Source organism: Microcoleus sp. S13C4 (assembly GCF_036700865.1).
GTDB lineage: Bacteria > Cyanobacteriota > Cyanobacteriia > Cyanobacteriales > Microcoleaceae > Microcoleus.
On record NZ_JAUBPS010000007.1, the window covers coordinates 1 to 24,418 of the forward strand.

Genomic DNA, 24,418 nt, shown 5'->3' on the forward strand with positions numbered 1-24,418 from the left:
TTTGATCGCTGGCATTTATAATTATGAACTTTCTTTAAAGACTAAATTAGAGATCGCCTGAGACTTTCGCAAGAGGTATAGTATAAAGGGGCAACTTGACTTGTTTGTCGTAATTCAAAGAAGAATCCGCAATCTCAATCAGTAACAATATATCCGCAGCAGTGGGGTGACAGGATAAATAGTCATCAGGGCGATTTTGCACGATCGCGCGATCGGGTTCTGGTTCGCTGTCCTTAGGCAGAATAATCGGTTGTTGCCCCCGCAGGGTCGCTCTTTCTCCCAGCAGCTTAAATAACTCGCGTTCCAAGCGTGTCTCGCAAACAGAGTGAGCAGTACCTTTAGCAGCGATGTTGACAAGTTCTCCCTTGATTAATTCAACTCGATCGTCCTCACTAAAGAACCCCAGTTCTGTCAGGCGGTGATATTCCGCTATGGTGAAGCGTTTTGCAGTTGCGATCGACATAACAGCACCTCAATACAGGTCTGGTGCGATTATAGGCGATCGTCGCTCGGCTAAACAATGCTAATCATGAGCACGGGTAACAACAATCTTGTCAAAATTTCCTCATCCTTTGGTTGCAAATTTTCCCAATTTTGGTGAATTTACTCCCCGAACTTATGTGCGGGATCATCTCTGTCTTAAGCAAGATTCTAGCCTCACTATTTATTAGGTACTTTAACTTAAGTAGCAAACAAAAGTTTTCTAAACAATAAGAAAACTGAGCAATACATATTATTTTGGAGGCTTGAATGACATTTACTACTGCCGGTGCTTACGACCAAGGAAAAGCAGATATCCAGAGCTTGAGTGTAGACGACCAATTAGGTGTGCTGTGGTTTATTTACACCGAAATCGGCAAGTCAATAACGCCAGCGGCTCCCGGTGCTTCGGGTTCGGAAATCGCTCAGGGTTTGTTTGAGCAAGTCAAGCCGTTGCCCCACGAAGCACAACTACAAGTAATGCGCGACATTGCCTCAAAAGCCAATACAGAACTCAGCCGGATGTACGGCTCGATGAGTCCTGAAACCAAGCTGGCTTTTTGGTATTTTCTAGCAGTAGGAATGGACGAAGGAACTATTATTCCTGTGCCTCCCGACTATCAACTTCCAGAAGCAGGAAAAGCTTTATTAGGAAAGGTTCAGGCGATGGACTTTCAGCAACAAATTGATTTCCTTCGCGGTACAGTTTTAGAAATGGGTGCTGAAGCCGCTCCGGGGGCTGGCATTTAAAATAGGACTTACGAAAAAAAACCCGGTTTCTAGGAGAATATTGGGTGCAGCAACGAGGCATCTAAGAAGAAAACGGGTTTTTAGCCGTTTGATACGTAAGTCCTCAAAAAGATTAGTAAGCAACTCAAACTAATACGCCGTGCCAGAAACCCGGTTTCTTGAAGAAGCCGGGTTTCTGGCTGTTCTGTTTTTTTAGGTTTACGGCGAATACCCGTACTTTACAGCTAATAACTGAATTCAAGGGATTTGTTTCCCACAACTTCCGGCGCACCGACTATTAAACGCATATCTTCGCAGCCAAAAGTTAGCAAGGGGTGGCCTAAGTTTAAACTGGCAAAAGGACTTTCTTCGGCCACTTCTAATTCGCCTTTAATCAAACCGATGCGAGACTGTAATCCTCCTTTAAACAACAGCAAATTGCTGCGGTCAGCGCTGAAAACATTTCCGCTAAAAGGCAGCGGTAAGGCTAAAGTTTGCTTGCTGTAATTGAGACTGCACAGTTGACCGTTTCCGTGGCTAACTGTGACGCGGTAGCCTAGCGGTGCTGCCTTTACCGAATCGCTGCCTTCCCAACTAAATGTAGCTAATTCTTTAGGAAGTCCCCAAATTTCGCGCCCGCCCGCTACCGAGTTAGGGTTGTCTACGTAAATATGGGAAATCCAAGCGCCCCATTTTCCTGCATAATTGGCGATCGCGCTAACTACAATTAACTCATTGTATTGCATCACCGAACCCAACCCGTAGGACGATATATAAATGCCACCTAGGGTTTTTCCGGGCAATAAAGAGACAATTTCTAACTCAGAGGGAACCAAGGGGCGCACTCGTGCCACATCTACCAATTGTAAAGTCTGAACAGCATAACCTTGCAGATTCCAAGGTGCAGGTGGATATACCATTTTAAGTGATTTTAAGCTTGAGCTTTTATACTTAATTTTAGCTTAAAGCCTAAAAAAGTTGTTTGGGGGCGGGTTTAGTAATATTGTGAGTGGGAATTAGATATTTTCGTAAAACCCGCCCTACAGACACTATCCGCGTTAATCCGCGTTCATCTGCGGTTAAAAACCTCCAAATCTACTTACTCGCATAACCCGTACTTACCAAAAACTCCCGCAACTTCCCAAAGAATTGAGTGCGATCGCGCCCTTGATAAACTCTCTCCAACAACTGCCAACCTTCCGCCTCTTGGCCCATGACATACTTGCTCGCCATGAAGGCCGCTAAAACCCCTTTCACCTCCCCATTTTCACTCAAACGCTTGTTAGATTCCAGCCAAAGCTCAGCAGAATTCGTGTATACTTCCACCGGATACTGTTTGCTAACATCTTGCATTTGACCTTGGCGGTACTGCCAAATTTGCAGCGGAAAGCGAGAATCAGCGTAATTTGTAAAAGCCTCGGAAAATCTGCCGTCCTGGCTCTTAAACTCGGGGATATCATTTTTGCCAAAATCCACTATCTCGTAACTCACATTGCCCCAAAAATGCTTGATGTGACTGTATTTGTTGGTTCCCGATTCGTATCGGTAAATAAACGAATAATTGCAGCAGCGGACGCCGCTTTTGATTGACACTAAATCTGCCAGCACTTCCGGTTCCTTGTCCCCGTCCAAATCACGGATTCGCAGCGATAAAAAACGTCCTTCTGATATTTCTTCGCTGGCTCTTGTGTCGGGATTATCTACTAGAGAACGAGTCGGAATCAGCACTGGTTCTTCTAATAAAGTTTTACCGTCGCGGATAATTCTGATGCGGAGATTTTTAGCATTTTCTGCTTCTTTTACAAAAGAAACTTCCGCCCGAACTTTCCCCGCTTCCGAGATTTCTGTTGTTCTCGGCGGGCCGATGTTCGGCGGAACTTGGGCGATATATTCCGCAGGAACTAAGGCAGTTTGGCCGGGTTTGGCGATCGCCTGACAGAAAAAAGTCGCTACTTCAGCGCGAGTAGCATTCCGAGTAGGTTCTAGCTGTTTGACCGCCGGATAATTAACCACGAGTCGTTTTTCTGTGGCGGCCGCGATCGCATTTCTTGCCAGTTCGGGAATTTGCGGCGCATCCTCAAAAGTCGCATCCAAAATCTCAGCCGCCGGCCCCGTAGGTGTATATTTCAAGCCGCTGCTTAAAGCTACCAAAGCCTGCCAGCGGGTAATATTCAAAGTGGGGTTAAAGATACTGCCACTGTATCCAGACATAAAACCCGTCTGATAAGCTTCTCGAATTGCTTTAAAACCCCAGTAATTTGTAGGAATATCTGCAAAATCCATCGGAGCGCGGACGGTTTTGGCATCGGGAAAAGCCATGCGAACCATCGCCGCAAACTCAGCGCGGCTGACGGGGCGATTCGGGCGAAAAGTGCCGTCTTCGTAGTAGCCACTGATGATTTTTTTCTCTGCTAAGTCCTCAATGCAAGCTTGCGCCCAATGGTCGTTAACATCCTTAAATTTTGCTTCAGCAAATGCCGGCGCTACATTCAGGCCCGGAAACACTAAATTCCCGATGATTATGCCCAAAGCTACGACGAAAGCAATTACAGCTTGACTTTTGTGCGATCGAACCATAGAACAGACTCCTCTACTTGCAAATTGGCGATCGAAACTTTCGGAAACTTGGTTTATATAATATCAGCTACATTAACCAGATTTAATACCATTTATTAAAAATTTATCGACGACCAAGGACACGGCAGTGCCGTGTCCCTAATTTTTAGAGTTCCTATAATAAAGCTTACTTCGACTCTAAAGTCATCTCCATCGCCATTTTTGTTTTGATTGTTGATTCTTGAGAACTGCCAGCATTTTTAGCACTCATTTCGCTATTTGAACTAATAGACACAGTAGAGCGAAAAGGAATTAATCTATCCAAGCGCATTGTGGCTGCTCCCCGACCCTGAGAAGCAAAAGATTTTAGGGTTAAGGTAGCTCCCGGAGGCAGTTGGGGAGAGGTAATATTTTGGGGGTTTGCTTGCTGCTCTATACTTACATTCAGAGACGCAACTCCATTTTGCCAGCTAGCCAATTCATACGTAGCAATGTCATTCACATTAATGCCACTGAAATTAGAGAAAGAAGAAACGCGCCATTTGGCTCCTTTTCCGACGGCTTCGGCAGGCAGAGGCGAGGCAAGTTGCTCTATAGATTTAGACATTTGTCGAACCATTTGTTTGACGTTGTTGTCAGCTCCTTCGGGCAAAATAATGTCACCTCCTTTATGAAAACCGCGATTGTCCATGATGAAAGAGCCTTTCACTCCCACCATGTTTTTGAGTGCAGAACGCATGGCATTTAGTGCGGCGGGCTGGGCATTTCCAGTATCACCGACGATATCTGCATTAGTGTAAGCAAACTCGTAGTAAATATCGCCGTTGGGATGGATTTTAGTGACTTTGGTCTCGAAAGTCATCACCGATACTGGAATTTTAGCCGCAGCCGAAGACCGACCAGATGCGGATATGTCCATATCCATTTTTACGGTCATCACAGTGGTTTCTTTGACATTAATAGCTGGTTTCAAACGCAGTTGCTGTCGGGGTTCCACTCCCGGATTTAGCAGTTCCACTTGCGGGGTTTTGGAGTTGCGGACAGGCGCGGATACGCCAGGGGCTGGCTGCTGCACGACAAGTGGAGTTTCCGCACTGAGGGAAGCAGGAGAAAGCTCGATCGCCCATCCGGCACTTACCAAACAAAGAGATGCAATAAACTGTCTTTTTTTCATTAACTTAATTTCCTGTTATTTGAATGTTGGTCTGTTCCCACAGGCGATCGACTGTCACGAATTTGTAACCTTTATACAAAAGCAAGGGAATTATTTTGTCCGCCGAAGCTGCAACATCTTCGCCGCCGCAATAGCCGTCGTGCAGTACAATAATAGATCCGTTTTCAGTTTGCTGCACGATTCGACCAATAACTTTCATAACCCCCGGTCGCACCCAATCTTCGGGGACGACGCTCCACATTACGGGGCGATATTCCCACTGTTGCAATAACTCTAATGTTCGTGGCGTAAAAATGCCGTTGGGCGGGCGCACGTCCCGGATTAATTTTGGGTCTAAATCGCAAGCTTTGGCAATTGCTTTTTGGGTATCTTCTAAACTTTGTTTGAGTTCGTGGGTTTTGAGTTTTGGAAACGATATATGCTGATAGCCGTGGAGGCCGATCCAGTGTCCACGATCGTACACTTGTTTAGCCGTTTCTGGATGCCTGTCAACGCAAAAACCTAGCCAGAAAAAACTAGCTTTGATGTCGTATTTATCTAAAATTTTTAACAGTTGAGGTGTGTGCTGACGGTGGGGTCCGTCGTCAAATGTGAGGGCAATTTCTCGGCTGTTGATATCTCCAGTCCACAGACATCTGGGAAAAGCAGATTTGAGAATGGGATGAACGACAGGAAACAGGGGTGCTAATGGCATTGATTAACCTTGATAAATGCGATCGGGTAGAAATGAAGCTGCGTTACAATAGAATAAAGTTAACCCAATCGAGGTAAATATGACAACTGCCGTTGATATTGTAACGCTAATTGTCAGCACGCCAGGAACTGCCGACGGCCGGCCCCGCATCGCCAAAACCCGAATTACCGTAGAAAATATTGCTATTGATTTTAATGCTGGGCTGCCTCCAGAAAAAATCATTGATTAAAAACCGCATTTGACTCGATCGCAAATTTATGATGTACTAGCCTGCTATTAGGCGAACACAGACAAAATAGACGCAGATATAGCAGCAAAAAAACACTGATCGAAAGCGCTTTAAATCGAAAAATACCATAAATTTAAGCCGTTAATATAGAATAAAATAGCAAAATTTAAAAGGTTAAATTGTATCTAAATAGCTGTCTATAATAGATGAGCCATCGCCATTAAAAACTGCCTTAAGTCTTTTGATAGAGCTTCAAACTATATCCGATCGCATCGACCTCTATCTCACGGTCGATGCGATTGCCCTACACTGTCTTCCTATACTAAAAACCAGCATAACTAATCGAAAAACGATCAAGGAGGAACAATGACCGAGGAATATTTAGCCGAACGCACAGTTTCAGCCGTATTTAAGGAAGAAGAACAATTAGACGGCGTAATTCGGCGGTTGCTCGATCGCGGAGTTTCCCGCGACCACATCTCAGTAATGGGAAAAAACTTTCAATCTAAAACTAAAATTGCCGGCTTTATTACTAAAAAAGATGTGATATTAGGCGGTCTCCGAAGCGGGGCGATTTTTGGTTCCTTATTCGGTTCTTTTTTGGGTTTGCTAACTGGCGTCGGCGTGCTGTTTATTCCCTTTGTCGGTGCAGTAGTATCGGCGGGCCCGCTGGGTGCGGTACTGTTGGGTGCAGCTAGCGGCGCGATCGCAGGTTCGGCCGGTGCGGGTTTAGTTTCCGCTTTGGTCGCTTTGGGAATGCCCGAAGAGAAAGCAACTATCTATCAAACCCGCGTTGAAGCAGGCGAATTTCTCGTGATGGCAGAAGTTCCCGCAGATAAATCGGGCGAATTTCAACTCTTGCTAGAAAGTGCAGGTGGCGAAGAAGTTTCAGTTAGCGAAATGACGCTGCCGCGCGCCGTCAAAGGTCGCTGCAATAGTCCGGCAGATTTATCTCCAGAAGTGCGATCGCACCTGTCGGCAGAAGCTCAAAAAACCTTTATGGAATCCTACAACGCCGCATTTGACGAAACCAACGACTCGATACAAGCGGAACACACTGCTTGGGCCGCCATTCATCAGCAGTACGAAGAAGATGAAAGCGGCGTTTGGACTAAGCCTTTAGCGAAAGTCTAGTCTTCCAATCGCAGTAAACTAATAAAAAATACAATCAAGCCTCTAGAACTGTGGTTCTGGAGGCTTTGACGATTTTAGATTTTAGATTTTCTAATTGTGCACAACTTAATTATATTAAATATACTTTAGATTTTCTAATTGATTGTCAACCACTTAATTTTTAATAATTAATTTGGGAATTGCCGAAAGTCGCCTTACTTTTTGAAAGTGGTATTGCATTAGGTTGCGTTGTCAAGTACAATCTATAGGCTTACAATATAAAATTGAGTTAAGCAAATGCAAAAATACGTTTGTACAGTTTGCAATTATGTCTACGATCCCGAAGTAGGCGACCCCGACGGAGGCATAGATCCCGGTACTGCCTTTGAAGATATCCCCGACAATTGGGTTTGTCCCACTTGCGGGGCTGCCAAATCCGATTTTGAACCAGAATAAGCGAGAAATAATTTGTCCGATCGAATCCTCAAAATTACAGTTATCGGTGGCGGTGCTGCTGGTTTTTTTAGTGCAATTACCTGTGCCAAAACCTACCCCCAGGCCCGCGTCACTTTACTAGAAGCTGGCCGGCAACTCCTGGCAAAAGTTCGCATATCGGGCGGCGGGCGCTGCAACGTTACTCACGCTTGTTTTGATCCCGGTATTTTAGTGCAGAATTACCCCAGAGGAGGGAAAGCTCTGCGCGGTGCTTTTACTCGATTTCAACCCCGCGATACTGTAGAATGGTTTGCTGGTCACGGTGTGAAGTTGAAAACCGAAGAAGACGGGCGAATGTTTCCGACCACAGACGATTCGGGGACTATTGTTAACTGTTTGATCCGCGCTGCTGAGGATGCAGGCGTAAAAATTCGCACGGGCGATGCAGTAGTTTCTGTAAAGAAATTAACAGGAAATACGGCAGAGGTCGAACAGGGGGACACGGCCCCTAGGTTTGAAATAGAGTTGAAGTCGGGGGAGAGTTTTAAGTGCGATCGCATTCTTCTCGCTACAGGCAGCAATCCATCGGGTTATAAGTGGGCAAAAGAGTTAGGTAATACTGTAGAACTGCCCGTTCCTTCTCTATTTACTTTTAATATTTCAGACAGCAGAATCACAGATTTAGCCGGAATTTCTGTTCCTAATGCTAAGGTGAAATTGCCGGGAGCTAAATTAGAACAAAGCGGGCCTTTGCTAATTACTCACTGGGGTTTAAGCGGGCCTGCTGTACTCAAACTGTCGGCTTGGGGTGCGAGATTTTTGCACGATCGCCATTATAAAACATCTGTGCTGGTTAATTGGCTTCCCCAGTACAATGCGGAAGTTTTGCGGCAGCAACTGCTAGCGGTTAAGTCGCAGTTGTCGCACCGATTGATTGTCTCTAGCTGTCCGTTTCCGGTGCCGCGCCGCCTCTGGGAACGTTTGACAAGTTCGATCGGCATTGATGAGCAAAAACGCTGGGCCGACTTATCTAACAAAACCCTCGATCGCCTCCTGCAAGAACTCGTTCAAGGCGAATATCAGATTGCCGGAAAAGGCGCATTTAAAGAAGAGTTCGTCACCTGCGGCGGTGTCAACCTCAAAGAAGTCAATTTTAAGACAATGGAAAGCCGCCGCTGTCCCGGACTTTTCTTTGCGGGCGAAATCTTGGATATCGACGGCGTGACGGGCGGTTTCAACTTCCAAAGTGCCTGGACTACAGCGTGGTTGGCCGGGAACGCGATCGGCCAATGAACTTGATCTAGAGTGGCCCTTATTAAATTTTGTGTTATTTTTGAATTAAGAGGCACAAAATGTGAATGCTGTTGAGCCTGTAGATGAAATTTGCAGTTTTGCCTCCTTCCACATCGGGGTCAAACACATGAAAAACGTTAAGCTGAAAACCCTAAAATTCCCGAACCACACTGACAGCCATCTTGACTCACCTTTGATAGAAAAAAATGGCTTGGTGGAACTTAACCCAAAATTTACAAATCCTGAATTTTTAACCAACTGGATTTTTGAGACAAACCTGTACGGCGAAGCAGTTTCAATCGACCACTTTGTCATCACATTTCCCAGCCGCACCGAACTCGAAAACTACGCCGCATCTTTTCGCCCTTTCGGTGCTAAAACAGTCGAAGGCCCAGACTTATTCCCCATCAACTTTTGTTCGGGAAACATTAACGTTCCCTCCGACTTGTGGCTGCATTTAATGACCTTATTAATGCCAGCCGGTGGGTTAGTAGTATTAGATGCGCCCCACGCGGACGGCGACCAAACAGACCGCTTCCAGCAAGAAAGAGGATTAGAAGCAGTTCACCACGTCGCGATTCGAGTTGAAAACGCCCAGAATGCTGCTAAAATATGGCAAAATAAAAACTTTAAACCGCTACCAGAGCATCCTCTAAACTCGGGCTCATTAACCCAGTGGTTTGTGCAAAACCCCGCCGGACAAATTCTAGAATTAATAGAACGTCGCCCGGGCAACAACGCCACCTTTGACTGCAAAAACATCGCAGGTTTGCGCCTCAGCGAAAAAGTCAGTAGTCAGCAGTCATTAGTTAACAGTTAACAGTCAACAGTCAACAATGCCCCATGCCCCATGCCCCATGCCCAATTCCCAATTCCCAAATCTATGGTTGCAATAAAAATCCCCAAAGTCACCATTCAACCCCCAACCTTCAACTCAATTGAAGAAGAACGCCGCCACCGGAAACAGCGTTTAGCGGCCGCATTCCGATTATTTGCCCGCTTCGGATTCAGCGAAGGAGTGGCCGGACATATCACCGTCCGCGACCCCGAACACCTCGACCATTTCTGGGTTAATTCTTTTGGAATGCACTTTGGTTTAATTCGAGTCAGCGACCTAATTTTAGTCAACCACAAAGGCGAAGTAGTTGAAGGAAATAAACCCGTAAACGAAGCAGCATTTGCCATTCATTCCCAAGTGCACAGCGTCCGCCCCGACGTAATTGCAGCAGCCCACGCTCATTCTCCCTACGGCAAAAGTTGGTCGAGTTTGGGCCGCCTGCTTGACCCGCTGACGCAAGATGCTTGTTCTTTTTATGAAGACCAAGCTTTATTTGACGATTACACCGGAGTTGTTTTGGAAATCGAAGAAGCTAAACGCATCGCCAAAACTTTAGGTGAGAAAAAAGCTATTATTTTACAAAATCACGGACTGTTAACAGTAGGTCAAACAGTAGATGAAGCAGCTTGGTGGTTTATTGCAATGGAACGTTCTTGTCAAGCACAGTTAATGGCAGAAGCAGCGGGAAAACCCATTCTCATCAAGCCAGAATGTGCGCGTTTAACACAGCAACAAGTAGGGTCGCACCGTATGGGATGGTTTAGCTTTCAACCGCTTTATGACATGATTGTGCGCCGGGAACCCGACCTATTAGATTAGGAAGTAGGCGGTTGAAACCGCTACTAGACAAACAAAAGCCGCCTGCGGCGAGTAAAGAATGAAGGGGGTATTAAAGCCTGATTTAGTATCAGGAGTGCAAAAGTTATAAATTCATGCTGAAGCCGATTCCAACCAAGCTATCAAATCCTCTGGACTGGTAAAATCTAACAAAATCTCTCCTAAATCCTCTAATTGTTCGAGAGATAACTGCCGAATGCGAGTTTTAGTTTCTGGTGAGATTTCGCCAGTGCGCCGCGCGACTTGACGCAAGATTAATGCTGTTTGCCCCTCAATAATGCCTTCTTGGCGACCTTCTTGCATCCCCTTAATAATAGCACCGCGCTGGTCTTCCAAAAACATTTCCCGCTTTTCCAGTTCCTCTAATTCCTTAAGGGTTAAATTAGTTCTGCTGGCGATGGAAAAAGCTGTTTGAATTTCGGGCATTGATGCAAATTTTTCGGGAATTTCATCGAAGAGGGGAGCATTTTTGATAAAATAAATCCAGCTTTGAATTAGGTTTTCGATTTGTTCCAGTTCTTTGTTAAACTTGGGAAGTTCGACAAACACTAATTCGATTTCTCTGTTATAATACTCGAAGTTTTCTTCTAGTTCTTTAAAGACAAAATGGGTGAGAAACTTTTCGGTATTTTTAAATAGAATAAAATCGGTAATTGTTAAAGCAATCAAAGGATTTAATTTAGAGTATCCTTCCCTGGGTCTGAGTTGAGTTGCGTAGGTTTTGGCGGCATTGTACACTACCCGTTTAGTAAAAGCTTCTACATTTATTACCTGCATTTCGATAATCACAGTTTTGTTGCCTGTAATTTTGGCTTTAACATCCAGGTAAGTGTCTTTTAATCCAGTAACGCTCGGCGCGGCGTAAGGGTCAATAATTTCTAAGTCTTCAATGGTTGGCTGTGCGTCATAGAGCATAGCATTAAGGAAGCTAATCAAAATGTCTTTGCTCTGGGGCGAACCAAAAATTTTTTTGAAACCAAAATCTGTTTTAGCACTGATGAAAGGCATAATTAGTAATGGGTAATTAGTAATGGGGGCGTTTAAATCACAAAAGTCCTTCCATTTCTAAGTCTTCAATTATCTGCAATCCGCGCGGGTCGCCGACTCGCAATAGCGAAGATTTAGCATCTTCCCGCACGCCCATATCTTCATCTTCTTCTAAAGCTTCAATCAAACCATCGATCGCCCCACCGTAGACTATATTATTCGGCAATTCGCGGGCCAGTTGCCCGATCGCCCAAGCGCAGTTGCTCCGCACAGCAGATACAGAATCTCCCCGCAGCGTTTGAATCAACGGCGGAATCGCAGCAATCACCACATAGTAACCAACTTTTGCCATTTGACCCAGAGAACTCGCCGCCCACAAACGCACCGCCGAAATATCTGTTTTCAGAGCATCAATTAAAGATGGCAAAGCGCGGTGGTCGCTGCAATTTCCCAGGGCCCAAACTACCCCTTTGCGAACGTAACCGTTCCAGTCGGAGTTAAGCTGAAGAATCAGCGGTTCCACAGCATCGGGACTCGGATTTCGCCCCAACGCATAAGCCGCGCTTACCCGCACCAAGGGGCAACCGTCTCTCAATAAATTAATTAAATGCGAAATTGCTCGATCGTCCTGCAGTTCACAAAAAGCCCGCGCCGCAATCATCCGGTGCTGAGGTTCCGGGGATTCCAGCAAAGGCAGCATTTCCTCGGGATCTGGCAGCGGGGGTTGGGATTCGTCAAATTGATCCAAAGGGCTTTCCAGTTCCGTGTCAGTATCAAGGGCGTTGGAGTAGTCGTTATTGTTCATAAAAAAACTTTACCGTACTGAGGATGCTCCTGAGCAACTCAGACAACGGTCAACAGCAACTAGGATAATACCAATAAAAGTATTCCGAACGAGGAGTGAATTCCTCATGTGGTTCATAGTGAGGACTTCACTCCTCCATAAAGTTCGTAGTCAAGACTTAAGTCCCCATAAAGTCACGAAGTTTTCAGCTTCTTTCTGTATCAAAACTTTTCGTCCTTACTACAAACATTACCTTTTATTTTTTAAAGAGACTTGAGCATCGAGACGGAATGACTTTGATAGCCTAATTTTTGATAGAGATTCACCGCCGGCTGATTGCTCAGAAATACTTGCAAACCAATTTGCCGATCGCCCCTTTCCCGCGCCCAATTTTCAGCATGAATAACTAAAGCTGCACCGATCCCCAGACGGCGATGTTCCGGTGCTACGTACAGCAAAAAAATGTGAGCATACCGTTCTCCGGTGGTTTGGTCGATCGCATTTCCCAACCACAAACATCCCACAACCGATGTCAGATTTTGGACTTGAGATTGGGGATTGAGATACTGCGAGGGAAGCACCGGCAAAATTTCTGCCTCTTCCGGGCTGTTTTTCTGGCACTCTACCCACCAAACCGGCGTCTGGTTAGAAAAATACTGCTCGACCGTTTGAGCCAAATGTCCCAATTCCCGATCGGGGTAAAGCTCTTGGTATGTCCGGTGCATAAACTTTACCAGTTTTGCTCGATCGACTCCCGATCCTGAGCGCAGCCAGTAACCCGGTATTAGTTGAGCAGACATCAGCTCAGCGGACACGGAGAGCGGCATAATTTAGCCCCAAGAAAATTGGATTCACTACTGCCGCTTGCTTTTGGGGGATCGCTTCCTCAATCGGTGCCGGGGCAGCCATGTCAGCCGGCAAAAAGATGCGAGCGCTGACTGCTACCAGAGCCAGGAAAAATACTAATATCGCTATTAATGGAGCAATGTATTGACGAATGATTGCCATAACCGCAAAAACTTGATTGTTGAGTTGATATTATCAAGTGTACCATAAAAGCTTGTCAGCTATAATGGTTGATTGGACACTTAGCTCAAGCTTGAGCGATCGCAAATACCAACAAACACCAAATATAATATTATGAGTGCCTCGCCTGCTGTTTATGAAGCTCTGGCTAAGTCAATTGTTTTTTTGAATCAAAAACCGAACGCACAAAATGAAGTTTCGCGTTTCCTAGATACTAATGGCTACTATATCGATCGCATATTCGACGACCCAGAAACAAACTTTTATGCGATCGGGTTCGGTTCACTCGATCCCCAAAAACCGCCAGCCCTCGTATTTAAAGGTACAGATTTCATCGACGGCGACGCTATATTTTCCGACTCCAGAGACATTGGTTTACCTGAATTTGAAAAGAACAAAGATAATATCAAAAATTGGCTGACAGAAATAGGTCAAAATACTGCTAAAAATCCCAGCAAATTATTGCCCGATGTCATCGGGCACAGTTGGGGCGGAGCCGTCGCTCAACTTGTAGCAACCGAATACACATCTCTGACCGGAGATATCTTTACTTTCAACTCTCCGGGAGTCTCAGCGAGTACATTCAACACTTTTCGGAGAAATCTCAGCAGGGCAGGCAACAAAAATGTCACTCACTACATTGTCAGTGGAGATGTAGTGAGCTTGTTTGGGGAAGCATTTATTCCGGGTAAAGTATTTATCCAAAGTTTTACAGATCCGAGTATTAATCCCTTAAATGTTTTGGCAAAACATCGAACTGAAAATTTGTTAACTACTCCGCCCGTGGGTTTTTTGCAGAGACAAATTTCCGTAGAACAATTAAACAGTCCCGAATTTACTTATAACAACGATTCAGATTTTAACGAGTTTATCGCTGCGATGAATTTGGCCTTGCCCAATGTGTCAGTAGCCATCAGAACCAGAGGCGGTGCAGAGAGTGTGAGAACAGCACCCGAATTTTCTTTCGTGCAGTTAATCAGACAAATGCAATATGGTTTAGCTCCCTTACAACCCAATTATTTATCAGGGGACGATCGCAACAATACTGCTACCGGCGGCCCGGGAGAGGATACAGTTATCGGCAACCGCGGTAACGATACTCTCAGAGGCAATCGAGGTAATGACAGCATCATCGGTGGTGAGGGCGACGACTTCTTGTACGGCGGCAGAGATAACGATTATTTGGACGGTGGCGACGGAAATGATTTGATTTCCGGCGAGTTTGGCAACGATTTTTTAATGGGTGGCGCGGGGCGCGATCGCTTTGTATTGGAATCAGGTGGCGGCGCCGATGTGATTGTAGATTTTCAAGATAGTCAAGATTTAATTACACTGTCGCGGGGTCTAACTTTTCCTCAAATTAGAGTAACCCAAGGTGCTGACGGAGCTTTAATTACTATCCCGATTACTGGTGAAATTCTTGCTAGTCTCAGAGGCGTAATGGCAAGCGATATTACGCGGGTAGATTTTGTATAGCTTTAGGGCGAGAAAAATTTGTAGTTGTGGGGGCGCGAAACCGGGGTGGGTTTGGTAGCAAAATTGTTTTTATTCACAAAAAATTTCTGCTAAATCAGCCCCTACAAAGGAACGAAATATGAGCAATTAATATGGTTAATAACCGGAGTTTACAGTAAAATTAATTAAGTAGCTTAAACACTAATTCCCAATCTAACGACAGGAAATAAAAAAATATGCCCTCCTCCCCCGCCGCTTACGAAACTATAGCTAAGCAAATTGTTTACATAGATAACAACCCCCAGTCTCAAACCTTAGTTCAAACAGGTTTGACGGCTGCTGGCTACCAAATCGATCGCACCTTTGACGATCCCGGAACTGGATTTCACGCGATCGGCTTAATTTCCACCACCCCAGACAAACCGCCTCTTTTGGTATTTCGCGGCACCGACTCGCCCACAGACGATCTTGCCAACGCAGACAAGCGGGGCGTCGGTTTCAACCAATTTGAAGCCAACAAACAGGCATTAGGAAATTGGCTGACACAAATCGGTCAAGACACAGCAAAAAACCCTCGTCGCTTGCTCCCAGACCTTCTCGGACACAGCTTGGGCGGTGCTTTAACGCAGTTAGCCGCAACAGAATTCACATCTGCGATCGGAGATGTTGTCACCTTCAATTCTCCCGGAGTTAGTCAGAGTACAGTCAATACATTTAAGCAGAAAGTCGGCGCCGGAAAAAATGTAACTCACTACATAGTTAGCGGCGATTTTGTTAGTTTGGGAGGAGAAGCTTTCCTACCGGGAAAAGTAGTTCTTCAAACATTTACTAACCCGATTATCAACCCGCTACTTGTCTTGGACAAGCACGGCCAAAGCGGTTTGTTAACTTCTCCACCCCCCGGCTTGACTCAGGCAGAAATCTCTGTAGACCAGTTGAACCGCTCTGGTTTCACTTTTACAGATTCAGATTATTTAGAACTGTTAGCTGGCTTAGACTTTGCATTGCCAGAATTTGGAGATGCGCTGCAATCGCGCAGCACAGTAGAGCAATTAAGAACCACTCCCGGAAAAGGCTTTTTTGGAAATTTTAGGGCCATTCAAACTGCTCTAGATCCATCCCAAATTAATAGTTTAGTCGGCGACGATGCGAACAATACAGCATCAGGTTTGGCAGGGGACGATATTATCACTGGCAATGGGGGAAACGACACTCTCAACGGCAACAAAGGCAACGATATTATCAGCGCTGGCATCGGCAACGACCTGGTATTAGGTGGCAAAGGGGATGACTATTTGAACGGTGGAGAAGGAGACGATACGCTCATTGGCGGAGGGGGTGCGGATCTCTTAATTGGTGGCGCTGGACGCGACGTATTGGTGTTAGGATCTGGTGCCGGTACAGATACACTTGTAGACTTTCAAAAGGGTCAAGATTTAATCGGTTTGAGCGGAGGTTTGACCTTCAACCAAGTGAGAGTTACTGAAGGAGATTTTTCAACGACGATTGAACTGGCCCGTAATGGCGAAGTTCTTGCCAGTATTCCTGGCATTCTAAGTAGTCGGCTAACAGCTACTGATTTTATTGCGATTTAGTTGGGCGCTGGCAATAGAGATATTTCGTAGGGACATAACAATGTTGTGTCCTTATTTTATTTTAGGAAAACAAACACGCACAATTTATACTCTTCCATGATTAAAAACATCAATATTCCTCCAAGGGCGGGTTCACCGAAATCTCGAAAAAAAAGTGCAGACATGGGTAAACCAGCCCCGCCCGGACCTGATAATTATAGCGACCGGACTTGATATTAATCGAAATCGTCCAGTCCAGGCCTAGGCATGGATGCTAATTTTTTCTCATCTTCTAGGGGCAGAAAGAAAATGGTCAGCATACCGGGAATCACAGCCAGCGCGCTCATAAAAAAATAATTTTGATAGCCGAGATTCGCCTGCAAGTAGCCGCTAAAAACGCCCGGAATCAGCACTCCTGCGGCCATAAAAGCCGTTGTAATTGCATAGTGAGATGCTTCGTATTCAGGGCGGACAGTCCGCATCAAGAACACTGTATAGGCAGCTACGCCAAGTCCGTAAGTAAATTGCTCGATCGAATTTACAGCATAAGCCCATTCAATCCCCGGCTGATTTATCGCCAACAGCCAATACAGCACGTTAGTTGAATTTTGCAGAATTGCCGTCGGCCACATCCATTTTTTCAACCCTTGTTTTGCAATCAAATAGCCGCCCAGCAACCCTCCAATTAACAGAAACATTACCCCGATGGTACCGGATAACAGACCCATGTCCGATGTAGAAACTGCTAATCCTCCTTTCTCCACTTTATCCATTAAAAATGGCGGAGCCATTTTAAACGTCAAGGCATCGCCTAACCTAAAAATTAAGACATAAGTAACAATCCAACCAATTTTATCTTGCTGAAAATAAGTTTTAAAGGCTTCGATAAAGCTTGTTGTTTGTTGGGGGGCGCCGGATTCCAGAGCGTAATTTCTAGGATAGGGAAGATACCACCGCTGAAAGAGATATATCAGCACAAACATAATCGCACAAATGCCAAAGGCTGTCGCCCATCCGTAGTTAAGCGCAGACACGCTAAAATCCGAACCGAAAAGTGGCAGCGGAATGTTTTGATATGTTTTGGTGTCGCCTGTATTTCCGGTGACTAAATGCTGTTCTGCCAGTTTGCCGGCTAAGAACACCAATAAACCGCTACCCGCAATGACAGCACCTCTATAAGCCGTGTTGCGAACCCCGACAAACAAGGCTTGCTGGTCTTTATTGAGAGTGTTTAAATAAAATCCGTCAATGGCGATGTCGTGAGTAGCTGACACAAAGGCGATCGCCGTAAAGATCACAAGCGATATAATAATCGGTGCGGGCGTTAATACGCCAAAAGCTAGGAAAGCAAACAGAAAAGCACAAATAATTTCGGTTGCTAAAATCCATTTGCGTTTGGTGGAATACAAATCAACAACTGGCCCCCACAAACCTTTTAAAACCCAAGGAAAAGACAACAGACTTGTCAAGCCGATGAGCTCGTTGCTGGTTCCCATACCTTTCAAAAAAATCACCGACATTAAATTAACGACGGTGTAAGGGAGACCTTGAGCGAAGTATAATACTGATACCCACAATCCAGCGTTATGCTTTTTTTCCATTGCAGAGATATTTTACCTAGTTACTTATTTGATTTACTGAGTGCGATCGACTATTCCGGTCAATTAAACCCCTGGCATCACAGTATATGCCATTCCGATGCCAGCGGCTGCCATATAAATAGTGCATTTTAGCATCATTCAGAGTCAAAACTATTTTTGTTTTTTGAATAAGCCTGCAAAAGATTTTCTCCGTTAAAATGAACGAGGTAAGCGCGAACATTCTTGTCCCAGTCAGAAGTCTCATAAGTTCGCAGCAGTTCCAAAGCACTTTCTTCTATCTGATATGCCGTTTTTGGACTATTCACCGGACGTTCGGGACTGTCAGGATTAACAACAATTAAACCTGCATCTAGAAACTGATGCACCGTTTGGCGGCGCACAGTTTCCCGCGTATTTGGTGCATATTTTTTACTGTACTCCTGCTCCATAAATTCCATAATTGGTGTGATTCCCCGAAGTGGAGATTTTGCCAATTCCCAAGCATCCTTTGGCTTGAGGTCAAGCAAAGCCAGGAGGGTTAAGGCGGAACGTTCGTTAAGCTGACCTTTTGGAAAACCCAGCGCAGCAAGTATTTCTAGAGATTCATCAATACGGTTCTTGATTGTCATTGGGCTATTTTCTAACGGATTGGTCGCGTTCAGCAGTTGTCTCTCGACAAGTTGATCGAGCTCCCGCTGTGTAGGAAATATTTCTGTTATTTGAGCGCCAAGTAAAAGTAATTGCTCTAGATTAGGATACTTCAAAGTGCGTAAATCCGTAGCATTAACTTGAGTGTGTCCGTTGAACAGTCGGAAAAACGCATCTACCAAACTCGAATTTAGATAAACGGCCAATCCCCGCGCCAGGGTGAGGTCTAATCCGCGTCCCTGTTGGTGAAAGTAATTCAAATGGTTCTCAAAACCCACGCTAGAGCTATTAATTTTATTGGCATCCCACACAACTGCAACAATTCGCTTTTTCTCTTCCTTTGACGAGAAGCGCTTGCTCAAAACATAATGTTCGTTAGGTACGAGAAGTGCAGCAGTTTTTTCGGTGACCGCTAAAGCTTGATGCTTTCTCGTTGCTGTGGGATATTCAACACCGCCAGCCGAGAAGTGTGCGGGATAAATCAGCGGAACTGTACCGTTTTCAGGTTTTAGTCGCAAGTCAGAGCGAACACGAAAATCTACAACTTTTCCCGTAGAAACTGTTAAGCCTAATTCCTCTAGGGTGCAAGTAAATTGAGCCATTTGCTCGACTACTTTCTGGCTGACAGAATCCGGTAAAATCCGAATAAATTGCTCGGAGTCTTTAGGATTAATTAGGGCGGTATAGGGTAGTTGGTGAGACAAAACCAGGTCGTCGCCCACGCTGCTGCTTGAGGTAATTAGTACAGTATCTGGCTGTTCTATTTGTTTGGTGGCGCGCACAATAATAGTTTCTTGCAGCACCGCATCATCGCGAAATGGCAACTGTCGGGATTCAAAGATGTGTACTTGGCGTAAAGCCATCATTTGAAGGAATACTTTGCGGAAATCTCGAAAGTATAAACCGTTGCAAAAGCTGCGGGGAGTAATCGATACTAATTCACCGTTTGGTTTTAGCAGGTGAGCGGCAGCAACTGTGAAGCCAGCGTAGAGATTGCTGGTTTCTAGTCCTATAGAACGCAGCAAGGTTCGGGCTTGGGATTTAGCGTCTATTTTGGCATAGGGAGGATTGATAATTGCATGGGTAAATTCCCGTTTTACTGGCTGTGTAAATAGATTGGGCTGCAACATCTCGGCGCTGTCTTGAATAAAATCAATTTCGCGAACCTCACAGGTAAAAAATATCCCACAACGCTGACATTCTATACTGCACAATTCTAAGGTTTGCTTGAGGTATTCAATCAAAATAATGTCAATTTCATAAGCTGTAATGTGCAGGCTACGCGGTTTGTTTGGGCGCTGACAAAGCTCGCCAACAACGGCTGCTAACAGGGAACCAATTCCTGCACCGGCATCTAAAAGCGATATATCGGGACAGTTAAATTCAAACATTCCCGCCATCAAACTTGCGACGGAGGAAGGTGTTAAAAATTGTCCCTTTTCTCCTCTCTGGCTTTGCTGCAACTTTCGGGTTGCTTCTTGGCGCCAGCCATCTACTCGATCGAGTAAATTGCTTGCAGTTGAGTAGCTGTTACCCGGAAGGGCTAGCGTTTGAAAGTGCGGTACTATCATTTGTTCAAAAAGTGCGTTAGCGAAACCCTCGAAGAGGATCGCCTGTTCAGTGTATTTTCGCCCAAAATTGCACCGATGTGCGAAAATGTCAAGCGCACTATAAAATATATAACTTATCCAAAAGTATGTTGACTGTTCATATAGCTAGAGCGGGAGGTAGCTAACGATGACACAAACTGAAACCAAGCGTTATGATTTTACTTAAGTATCTAACTGTAAATGATGACAACTATCAACTGGGGTCAAGTTTTAGATAGCATTCCAGAGAATGCCATTGAAGCGATCGTCAACTCTCAATTTGTGTCGGTTCTAATAGAAGCACTTGGATTCACTAAAAATGACCAGTTTCCACAGTTTCCAACAGGTCAGGGTGCTCAGAAAGTAGATTTCGCAGCGCGTAAAAATACTGAGAGTGAGAAGTTTTTGTTCTCTCCTGTCGCTCCCTACTTACTTGTTGAAGGCAAGGGACGGGCAATAGCGACAGGATCTAAAATTAACTTAGCGGAAGGTACTCCCAAATATAACGAGTCTAGGGAACAGATTAAAAGATATCTGCTATCTCCTAACTGCCAAACGGCTCAATGGGGCATTATTACTAATGGCATTCATATCCAGTTATTTCGGAGGCATGGGAAAGTTGTAATTCCAGCAACTGCTTGCACTCTGATTAACAAAAGTAATATTAGTGCCATTGTCCAACATATCAAATCTTTGATTGACAACCCGCCCCAGGCATTGACGGTTTGTATCTATAACAATAAAGGAGGAGTGGGCAAAACGACAACAACGCTCAATTTAGCAGCAATTTTGCGAAAACAGAAAAAGAAGGTTCTAGTAGTTGATTTTGATTCACAAAGAGATTTAACTAGAACTCTTGGGCTAGACGTAGGAACTATTACTTTATCTGACTGTTTGACTGATACAAAAGCAGATGTTAACAAAACAGTGGTTCATTTTACTCACAGTGACAAGCCCGGAAAACTTCTACATTTTTTTGACGTGATTCCATCAAGTGAGGACATGGAAGACTTTACCGATCAGCGTCTAGCTGAATCAAAAATTCAAAAAGGTCCAAAAAGATTGCGAGATATCCTTAAACCTTTTGTTTTTAAATATGATTACATATTGATTGATTGCCCTACCCAATGGTTATTTTTCAGCCAAAGCAGTGTTTATGCCTCTGATGTTGTTCTCATCCCTACCAAGCATAATGGATTAGCCTCACTACACAATGCAGCTAGGGTGATTACGCAGTTTATTCCTGAAATTAAACAAGAAAGAGCAGATGGTGGGCCAATTGCCCTACCCATCTTTTTCAATGGAGAGAAGCTCACAGATCCTGGCCTTCAGACAGCAAATCAGGAAATTGGAAAAATAATTAATCAAGCTAAAAAAGATGGTTTTGATCTGCTACCATATTATTGGCCTAAATCTACAAGTGGAAAAGATATTAAAACTATCTTCAGTATTCCCAGTTATGCTAGTGTGGCTAATGCTGCCTTCTCTCACATTCCCGCTGTCTTTCTCAACAAGATCGCTTTAGAACACTATTCTGGTCTAATTAAGGAGTATTTCTTAGGATGAGTAAGTATGATGACATCGGTAAGCTGATGCACCTGCCATTAGCTGATATTGAACCAGGGGAACCATGCTCTGAATCTGAGTTTATCATCACCGCCGCAGCCGAGGCAGTTCTGCAAGGTGGTGGACACAATTGGATTCCTGTGATTGTTAAAGAAACAGGTGATTATCAATATCAAGTAGTCAGCAATTCCTTTATTTATGCAGTCGCTCAACAAGCTGAACTAGAGCGAGTCTGGTGCATAATCATTGAACCCGAATCTAAAAACATTGAGCAAGCTAAAATTTTGGCAAGGGAAGTAATACCCAAAGTTAACCTTAGCACAGCATCAAGAGATACTATTCTTGCTGCACTTAGATATTTGGTTGCAGAACCAGGAAGTGCATTGAAGGGATTGGATGTCATTGTAGCGACTAATCGCATTTCAGCAGCCGATCGAGAAACCTGGTCAAACTTTAACCCTGTTACCAGCTTAAAATGTTCCATTACTAAGGGTAAAAAGTTAGATGCTTTAGCAAAAGTATTCTATCTCTCGCCGCCTGCTCCACTCGCGCCACCGCCGCCACCGCCTGAAGCAGTTAGCGTGAAACGTGCATCAAGAGATGAAATTTTCGATCGTCTCAATTACTTATACACTAATAAAATAGGAGGCTTTGATAAGATTGATGCCGAAAAAACAGCCGATGCTATCTTCACCGCGAATAAAGGCAAGTGGAAAACCCTCAGTCCAATTTCCAAACTTGAATGCGGCATTGATACAGCCAAAATGAAAATCATTAAAACCGTATTTAGCCTGTAAAACTATGTTAAGTGGTGTAGCGGATTCAATTTACTGGCTCAACCGCTATATTGAAAGATCGGAAAATATCGCCCATTTTGCCGAGGTCACTTTTAATCTCATTCTCGACTCTCCCAGCGGTATTACTCAACTATTTACCGATCTGCCCAATTAATGTACCCTTGTGCGAAAATGTCAAGCGGACGCTCAAACCAAAAGTCCGTAAAGGACTGTTAAACGCTCTCTCACACATTTCTCATGCGAAAGACCAAAACATTCTTTTTGTCAAGCTTGTTCCTGATTGGCTTAACAATTAGTTTTCTGCTGACTCCTGGTTGGTTCTCAAACTGGTTCCCCTCCCGGGCAATCGCAACTATGCCCCCGCAAACCCAAACCGCCGAATTTCGCGCCTTCTGGGTGGACGCCTTCAACCCCGGCTTCAAAACCCCTCAAGAAGTCACAAAATTGATCGCAGACGCGCAGCGGGCAAATGCCAACGCCATCGTCGCCCAAGTCCGCCGCCGTGGCGATGCCTTTTACACGAGTGCGATCGAACCCCGCACCCTCGATCCCAACGTTCCGGCGGGTTTCGATCCACTGCAAGATGTGATTGACAAAGCCCACGCCGCAGGCATTGAAGTATACGCTTGGATGGTGACGCTGCCAGTGGTTTCGGGCAGCAAACTTCCCGCCGGTCACGTTTGGCAACAACACGGGCCTTCGGCCCCGGGCAGCGACAATTGGGCAATGCTGACTTACGGGGGGGAATCACCCGGTTTCCTCGATCCCGGCCATCCAGACGCCGTAGATTATACTGTTTCCGTCTATTTGGACTTGCTCAAGCGCTACGATGTGGACGGCGTACAGTTGGATTATGTGCGCTACGGTGGGCCGACTTGGGGCTACAATCCGACTGCGATCGCCCGTTTCAATCAGCAAACAGGTCGATCGGGCAAACCCGCCCCCACCGATCCCGCGTGGATGCAGTGGCGGCGCGATCAGGTGACAAATTTAGTGCGGAAGCTTTATGTAGAAAGCCTTGCCATCAAACCGCGGGTTAAAATTACCGCCGCCACGATCGCCTGGGGAGACGGCCCGAAAAACGAGGCAGGATGGTATCAAACGCAGCCTTACAAAGAAGTATTGCAAGATTGGCGCGCTTGGCTGGAAGAAGGGATCTTAGACATGGCGATGCCGATGACTTACCAGCGCGAGTACAAACCATCGCAAAAAGTCGCTTATGACCACTGGATCGAGTACGCCAAAGACCACCAGTACAACCGCCAAATTGCGATCGGCCCCGGCAATTACCTCAACTACATCGAAGACACTCTAGGCCAGATCCGTCGCGCCGAACAGCCGTCTGCGAAAGGAAATCACGTCGCAGGTACAGTGCTCTATTCCTACGCTAGCAGCAACGTGTACACGAATGTGGAACTGCGATCGGGCGGTAGCGGTGATTTGCCCCGCCAGCCTTGGAAATACGTTCCCCAAAGCAACGATTTGTTTTACACCGCGCTTTCTGTGCCCAGTCAATACGTTGATGCTGCGACGGGCAAAACCTATGAAACTCAGCCTGTATGGGCGACAGCAGCAGCGGTTCCCGATATGCCTTGGAAGTCGCGGCCGATTACAGGTGCGATCGCCGGAAATTTGCAGCGGTGCGATCGAACTTGCGACGGTACCAGTTTGACATTGCAGTCGATCGATGCTGCTGGCAAGGTGCGTCAACTGCGCGCCGATGGTAAAGGATGGTTTGGGGCGATCGAGCTTTCTCCGGGAACTTATCAGTTGAAAGTTGACGGTAGTCAAATTCAACAAACAGTTAATGTTGTCGCGGGCGAAGTCACAAAAGTGAATTTCGGAGCCTCTTAATATCTTTTTAGGGTGCGCCGAGGTGCGCTATTGCGATCGACTTACAGCGTATCCCGGGTTTATAGAACCCATTTAGGATCTTTTTGTTGTCTCACAAGCCTTTGAGGTATCTAGGTTGTATCTGGTTTGATGCCTGTTAGCTTAAAGTCCTGACTCTGGTATTAAATCCTCTGGTAAAAC

At 45.3% G+C, this 24,418-nt stretch carries 24 protein-coding genes; 13 read left to right on the top strand and 11 right to left on the bottom strand.

Annotated elements, in window-relative coordinates; all coding sequences use genetic code 11:
* Positions 1–46 precede the first annotated feature (46 nt).
* The gene (locus tag QT996_RS05030) at positions 47–463 is read right to left on the bottom strand and encodes a Uma2 family endonuclease (RefSeq protein ID WP_333044974.1); all 417 of its coding nucleotides are present in this window, start codon (positions 461–463) and stop codon (positions 47–49) included.
* A 287-nt stretch (positions 464–750) separates the two neighbouring features.
* On the opposite strand from QT996_RS05030, the gene QT996_RS05035 reads away from it, so the two are divergent.
* A complete protein-coding gene (locus QT996_RS05035; protein ID WP_333044976.1) occupies positions 751–1,230 on the top strand; it encodes an orange carotenoid protein N-terminal domain-containing protein in 480 nt (159 codons plus the stop codon).
* A gap of 224 nt (positions 1,231–1,454) precedes the next feature.
* Here the strand turns inward: QT996_RS05035 and QT996_RS05040 are convergent, their stop codons facing one another.
* The 4 genes from QT996_RS05040 to QT996_RS05055 form a co-directional block, all read right to left on the bottom strand.
* A complete protein-coding gene (locus QT996_RS05040) occupies positions 1,455–2,129 on the bottom strand; it encodes an acetoacetate decarboxylase family protein (RefSeq protein WP_333044977.1) in 675 nt (224 codons plus the stop codon).
* Between the two features lie 175 nt (positions 2,130–2,304).
* Positions 2,305–3,786: an S-layer homology domain-containing protein gene (locus tag QT996_RS05045; protein WP_333044979.1), complete on the bottom strand. Its 1,482-nt coding sequence runs from the start codon at positions 3,784–3,786 to the stop codon at positions 2,305–2,307.
* Between the two features lie 166 nt (positions 3,787–3,952).
* Positions 3,953–4,939: a hypothetical protein gene (locus QT996_RS05050; protein ID WP_333044982.1), complete on the bottom strand. Its 987-nt coding sequence runs from the start codon at positions 4,937–4,939 to the stop codon at positions 3,953–3,955.
* Positions 4,940–4,943: 4 nt separating this feature from the next.
* Positions 4,944–5,633 (bottom strand): polysaccharide deacetylase family protein, encoded by a 690-nt coding sequence (locus QT996_RS05055; RefSeq protein ID WP_333044984.1) that lies wholly within the window; start codon positions 5,631–5,633, stop codon positions 4,944–4,946.
* Between the two features lie 79 nt (positions 5,634–5,712).
* Here QT996_RS05055 and QT996_RS05060 point away from each other — a divergent pair, with 79 nt between their 5' ends.
* The 6 genes from QT996_RS05060 (at position 5,713) to QT996_RS05085 (ending at position 10,360) form a co-directional block, all read left to right on the top strand.
* Positions 5,713–5,862, top strand: a complete 150-nt coding sequence (locus QT996_RS05060) for a DUF433 domain-containing protein (protein WP_333044985.1) — start codon at positions 5,713–5,715, stop codon at positions 5,860–5,862.
* A gap of 366 nt (positions 5,863–6,228) precedes the next feature.
* Complete coding sequence (locus tag QT996_RS05065) at positions 6,229–6,996, top strand: ChaB family protein (RefSeq protein ID WP_333044987.1); 768 nt, start codon at positions 6,229–6,231, stop codon at positions 6,994–6,996.
* 276 nt (positions 6,997–7,272) lie between these two features.
* Positions 7,273–7,431, top strand: a complete 159-nt coding sequence (gene rd / locus QT996_RS05070; RefSeq protein WP_333044989.1) for a rubredoxin — start codon at positions 7,273–7,275, stop codon at positions 7,429–7,431.
* Between the two features lie 24 nt (positions 7,432–7,455).
* Positions 7,456–8,703, top strand: coding sequence for an NAD(P)/FAD-dependent oxidoreductase (locus QT996_RS05075; protein ID WP_333045134.1), 1,248 nt, complete (start codon positions 7,456–7,458; stop codon positions 8,701–8,703).
* A gap of 61 nt (positions 8,704–8,764) precedes the next feature.
* Positions 8,765–9,523, top strand: a complete 759-nt coding sequence (locus QT996_RS05080; protein WP_333044990.1) for a hypothetical protein — start codon at positions 8,765–8,767, stop codon at positions 9,521–9,523.
* Between the two features lie 63 nt (positions 9,524–9,586).
* Positions 9,587–10,360, top strand: coding sequence for a class II aldolase/adducin family protein (locus QT996_RS05085; RefSeq protein ID WP_333044991.1), 774 nt, complete (start codon positions 9,587–9,589; stop codon positions 10,358–10,360).
* Positions 10,361–10,471: 111 nt separating this feature from the next.
* Here the strand turns inward: QT996_RS05085 and QT996_RS05090 are convergent, their stop codons facing one another.
* The 4 genes from QT996_RS05090 to QT996_RS05105 all read right to left on the bottom strand — a co-directional run bounded on the left by QT996_RS05090 (position 10,472) and on the right by QT996_RS05105 (position 13,157).
* Complete coding sequence (locus tag QT996_RS05090; RefSeq protein WP_333044992.1) at positions 10,472–11,386, bottom strand: Rpn family recombination-promoting nuclease/putative transposase; 915 nt, start codon at positions 11,384–11,386, stop codon at positions 10,472–10,474.
* Positions 11,387–11,423: 37 nt separating this feature from the next.
* Positions 11,424–12,170: a HEAT repeat domain-containing protein gene (locus QT996_RS05095; RefSeq protein WP_333044994.1), complete on the bottom strand. Its 747-nt coding sequence runs from the start codon at positions 12,168–12,170 to the stop codon at positions 11,424–11,426.
* A 242-nt stretch (positions 12,171–12,412) separates the two neighbouring features.
* Positions 12,413–12,949, bottom strand: a complete 537-nt coding sequence (locus QT996_RS05100; protein ID WP_333044996.1) for a GNAT family N-acetyltransferase — start codon at positions 12,947–12,949, stop codon at positions 12,413–12,415.
* Between the two features lie 4 nt (positions 12,950–12,953).
* Positions 12,954–13,157 (bottom strand): hypothetical protein, encoded by a 204-nt coding sequence (locus tag QT996_RS05105; protein WP_333044997.1) that lies wholly within the window; start codon positions 13,155–13,157, stop codon positions 12,954–12,956.
* A gap of 132 nt (positions 13,158–13,289) precedes the next feature.
* Between QT996_RS05105 and QT996_RS05110 the strand changes: the two genes are divergently transcribed.
* Both QT996_RS05110 and QT996_RS05115 read left to right on the top strand, forming a co-directional pair.
* Entirely contained in the window at positions 13,290–14,651 is a 1,362-nt protein-coding gene (locus tag QT996_RS05110; RefSeq protein ID WP_333044998.1) for a calcium-binding protein, read from the top strand.
* A 215-nt stretch (positions 14,652–14,866) separates the two neighbouring features.
* The gene (locus QT996_RS05115) at positions 14,867–16,225 is read left to right on the top strand and encodes a calcium-binding protein (RefSeq protein ID WP_333044999.1); all 1,359 of its coding nucleotides are present in this window, start codon (positions 14,867–14,869) and stop codon (positions 16,223–16,225) included.
* Positions 16,226–16,440: 215 nt separating this feature from the next.
* On the opposite strand, the gene QT996_RS05120 is transcribed toward QT996_RS05115, so the two are convergent.
* Positions 16,441–17,805, bottom strand: a complete 1,365-nt coding sequence (locus tag QT996_RS05120; protein ID WP_333045000.1) for an MFS transporter — start codon at positions 17,803–17,805, stop codon at positions 16,441–16,443.
* 134 nt (positions 17,806–17,939) lie between these two features.
* Complete coding sequence (locus tag QT996_RS05125; RefSeq protein WP_333045003.1) at positions 17,940–20,003, bottom strand: Eco57I restriction-modification methylase domain-containing protein; 2,064 nt, start codon at positions 20,001–20,003, stop codon at positions 17,940–17,942.
* 219 nt (positions 20,004–20,222) lie between these two features.
* Between QT996_RS05125 and QT996_RS05130 the strand changes: the two genes are divergently transcribed.
* From QT996_RS05130 to QT996_RS05145, 4 genes are all read left to right on the top strand, one after another.
* A complete protein-coding gene (locus tag QT996_RS05130; protein ID WP_333045005.1) occupies positions 20,223–21,587 on the top strand; it encodes an AAA family ATPase in 1,365 nt (454 codons plus the stop codon).
* Positions 21,584–22,384, top strand: a complete 801-nt coding sequence (locus QT996_RS05135) for a hypothetical protein (RefSeq protein ID WP_333045006.1) — start codon at positions 21,584–21,586, stop codon at positions 22,382–22,384. The genes QT996_RS05130 and QT996_RS05135 overlap by 4 nt, the downstream gene beginning before the upstream one ends.
* A 4-nt stretch (positions 22,385–22,388) precedes the next feature.
* Positions 22,389–22,538: an alpha-E domain-containing protein gene (locus QT996_RS05140; protein WP_445243867.1), complete on the top strand. Its 150-nt coding sequence runs from the start codon at positions 22,389–22,391 to the stop codon at positions 22,536–22,538.
* Between the two features lie 200 nt (positions 22,539–22,738).
* Positions 22,739–24,238 (top strand): family 10 glycosylhydrolase, encoded by a 1,500-nt coding sequence (locus tag QT996_RS05145; protein WP_333045007.1) that lies wholly within the window; start codon positions 22,739–22,741, stop codon positions 24,236–24,238.
* The last annotated feature ends 180 nt before the right edge of the window (positions 24,239–24,418 follow it).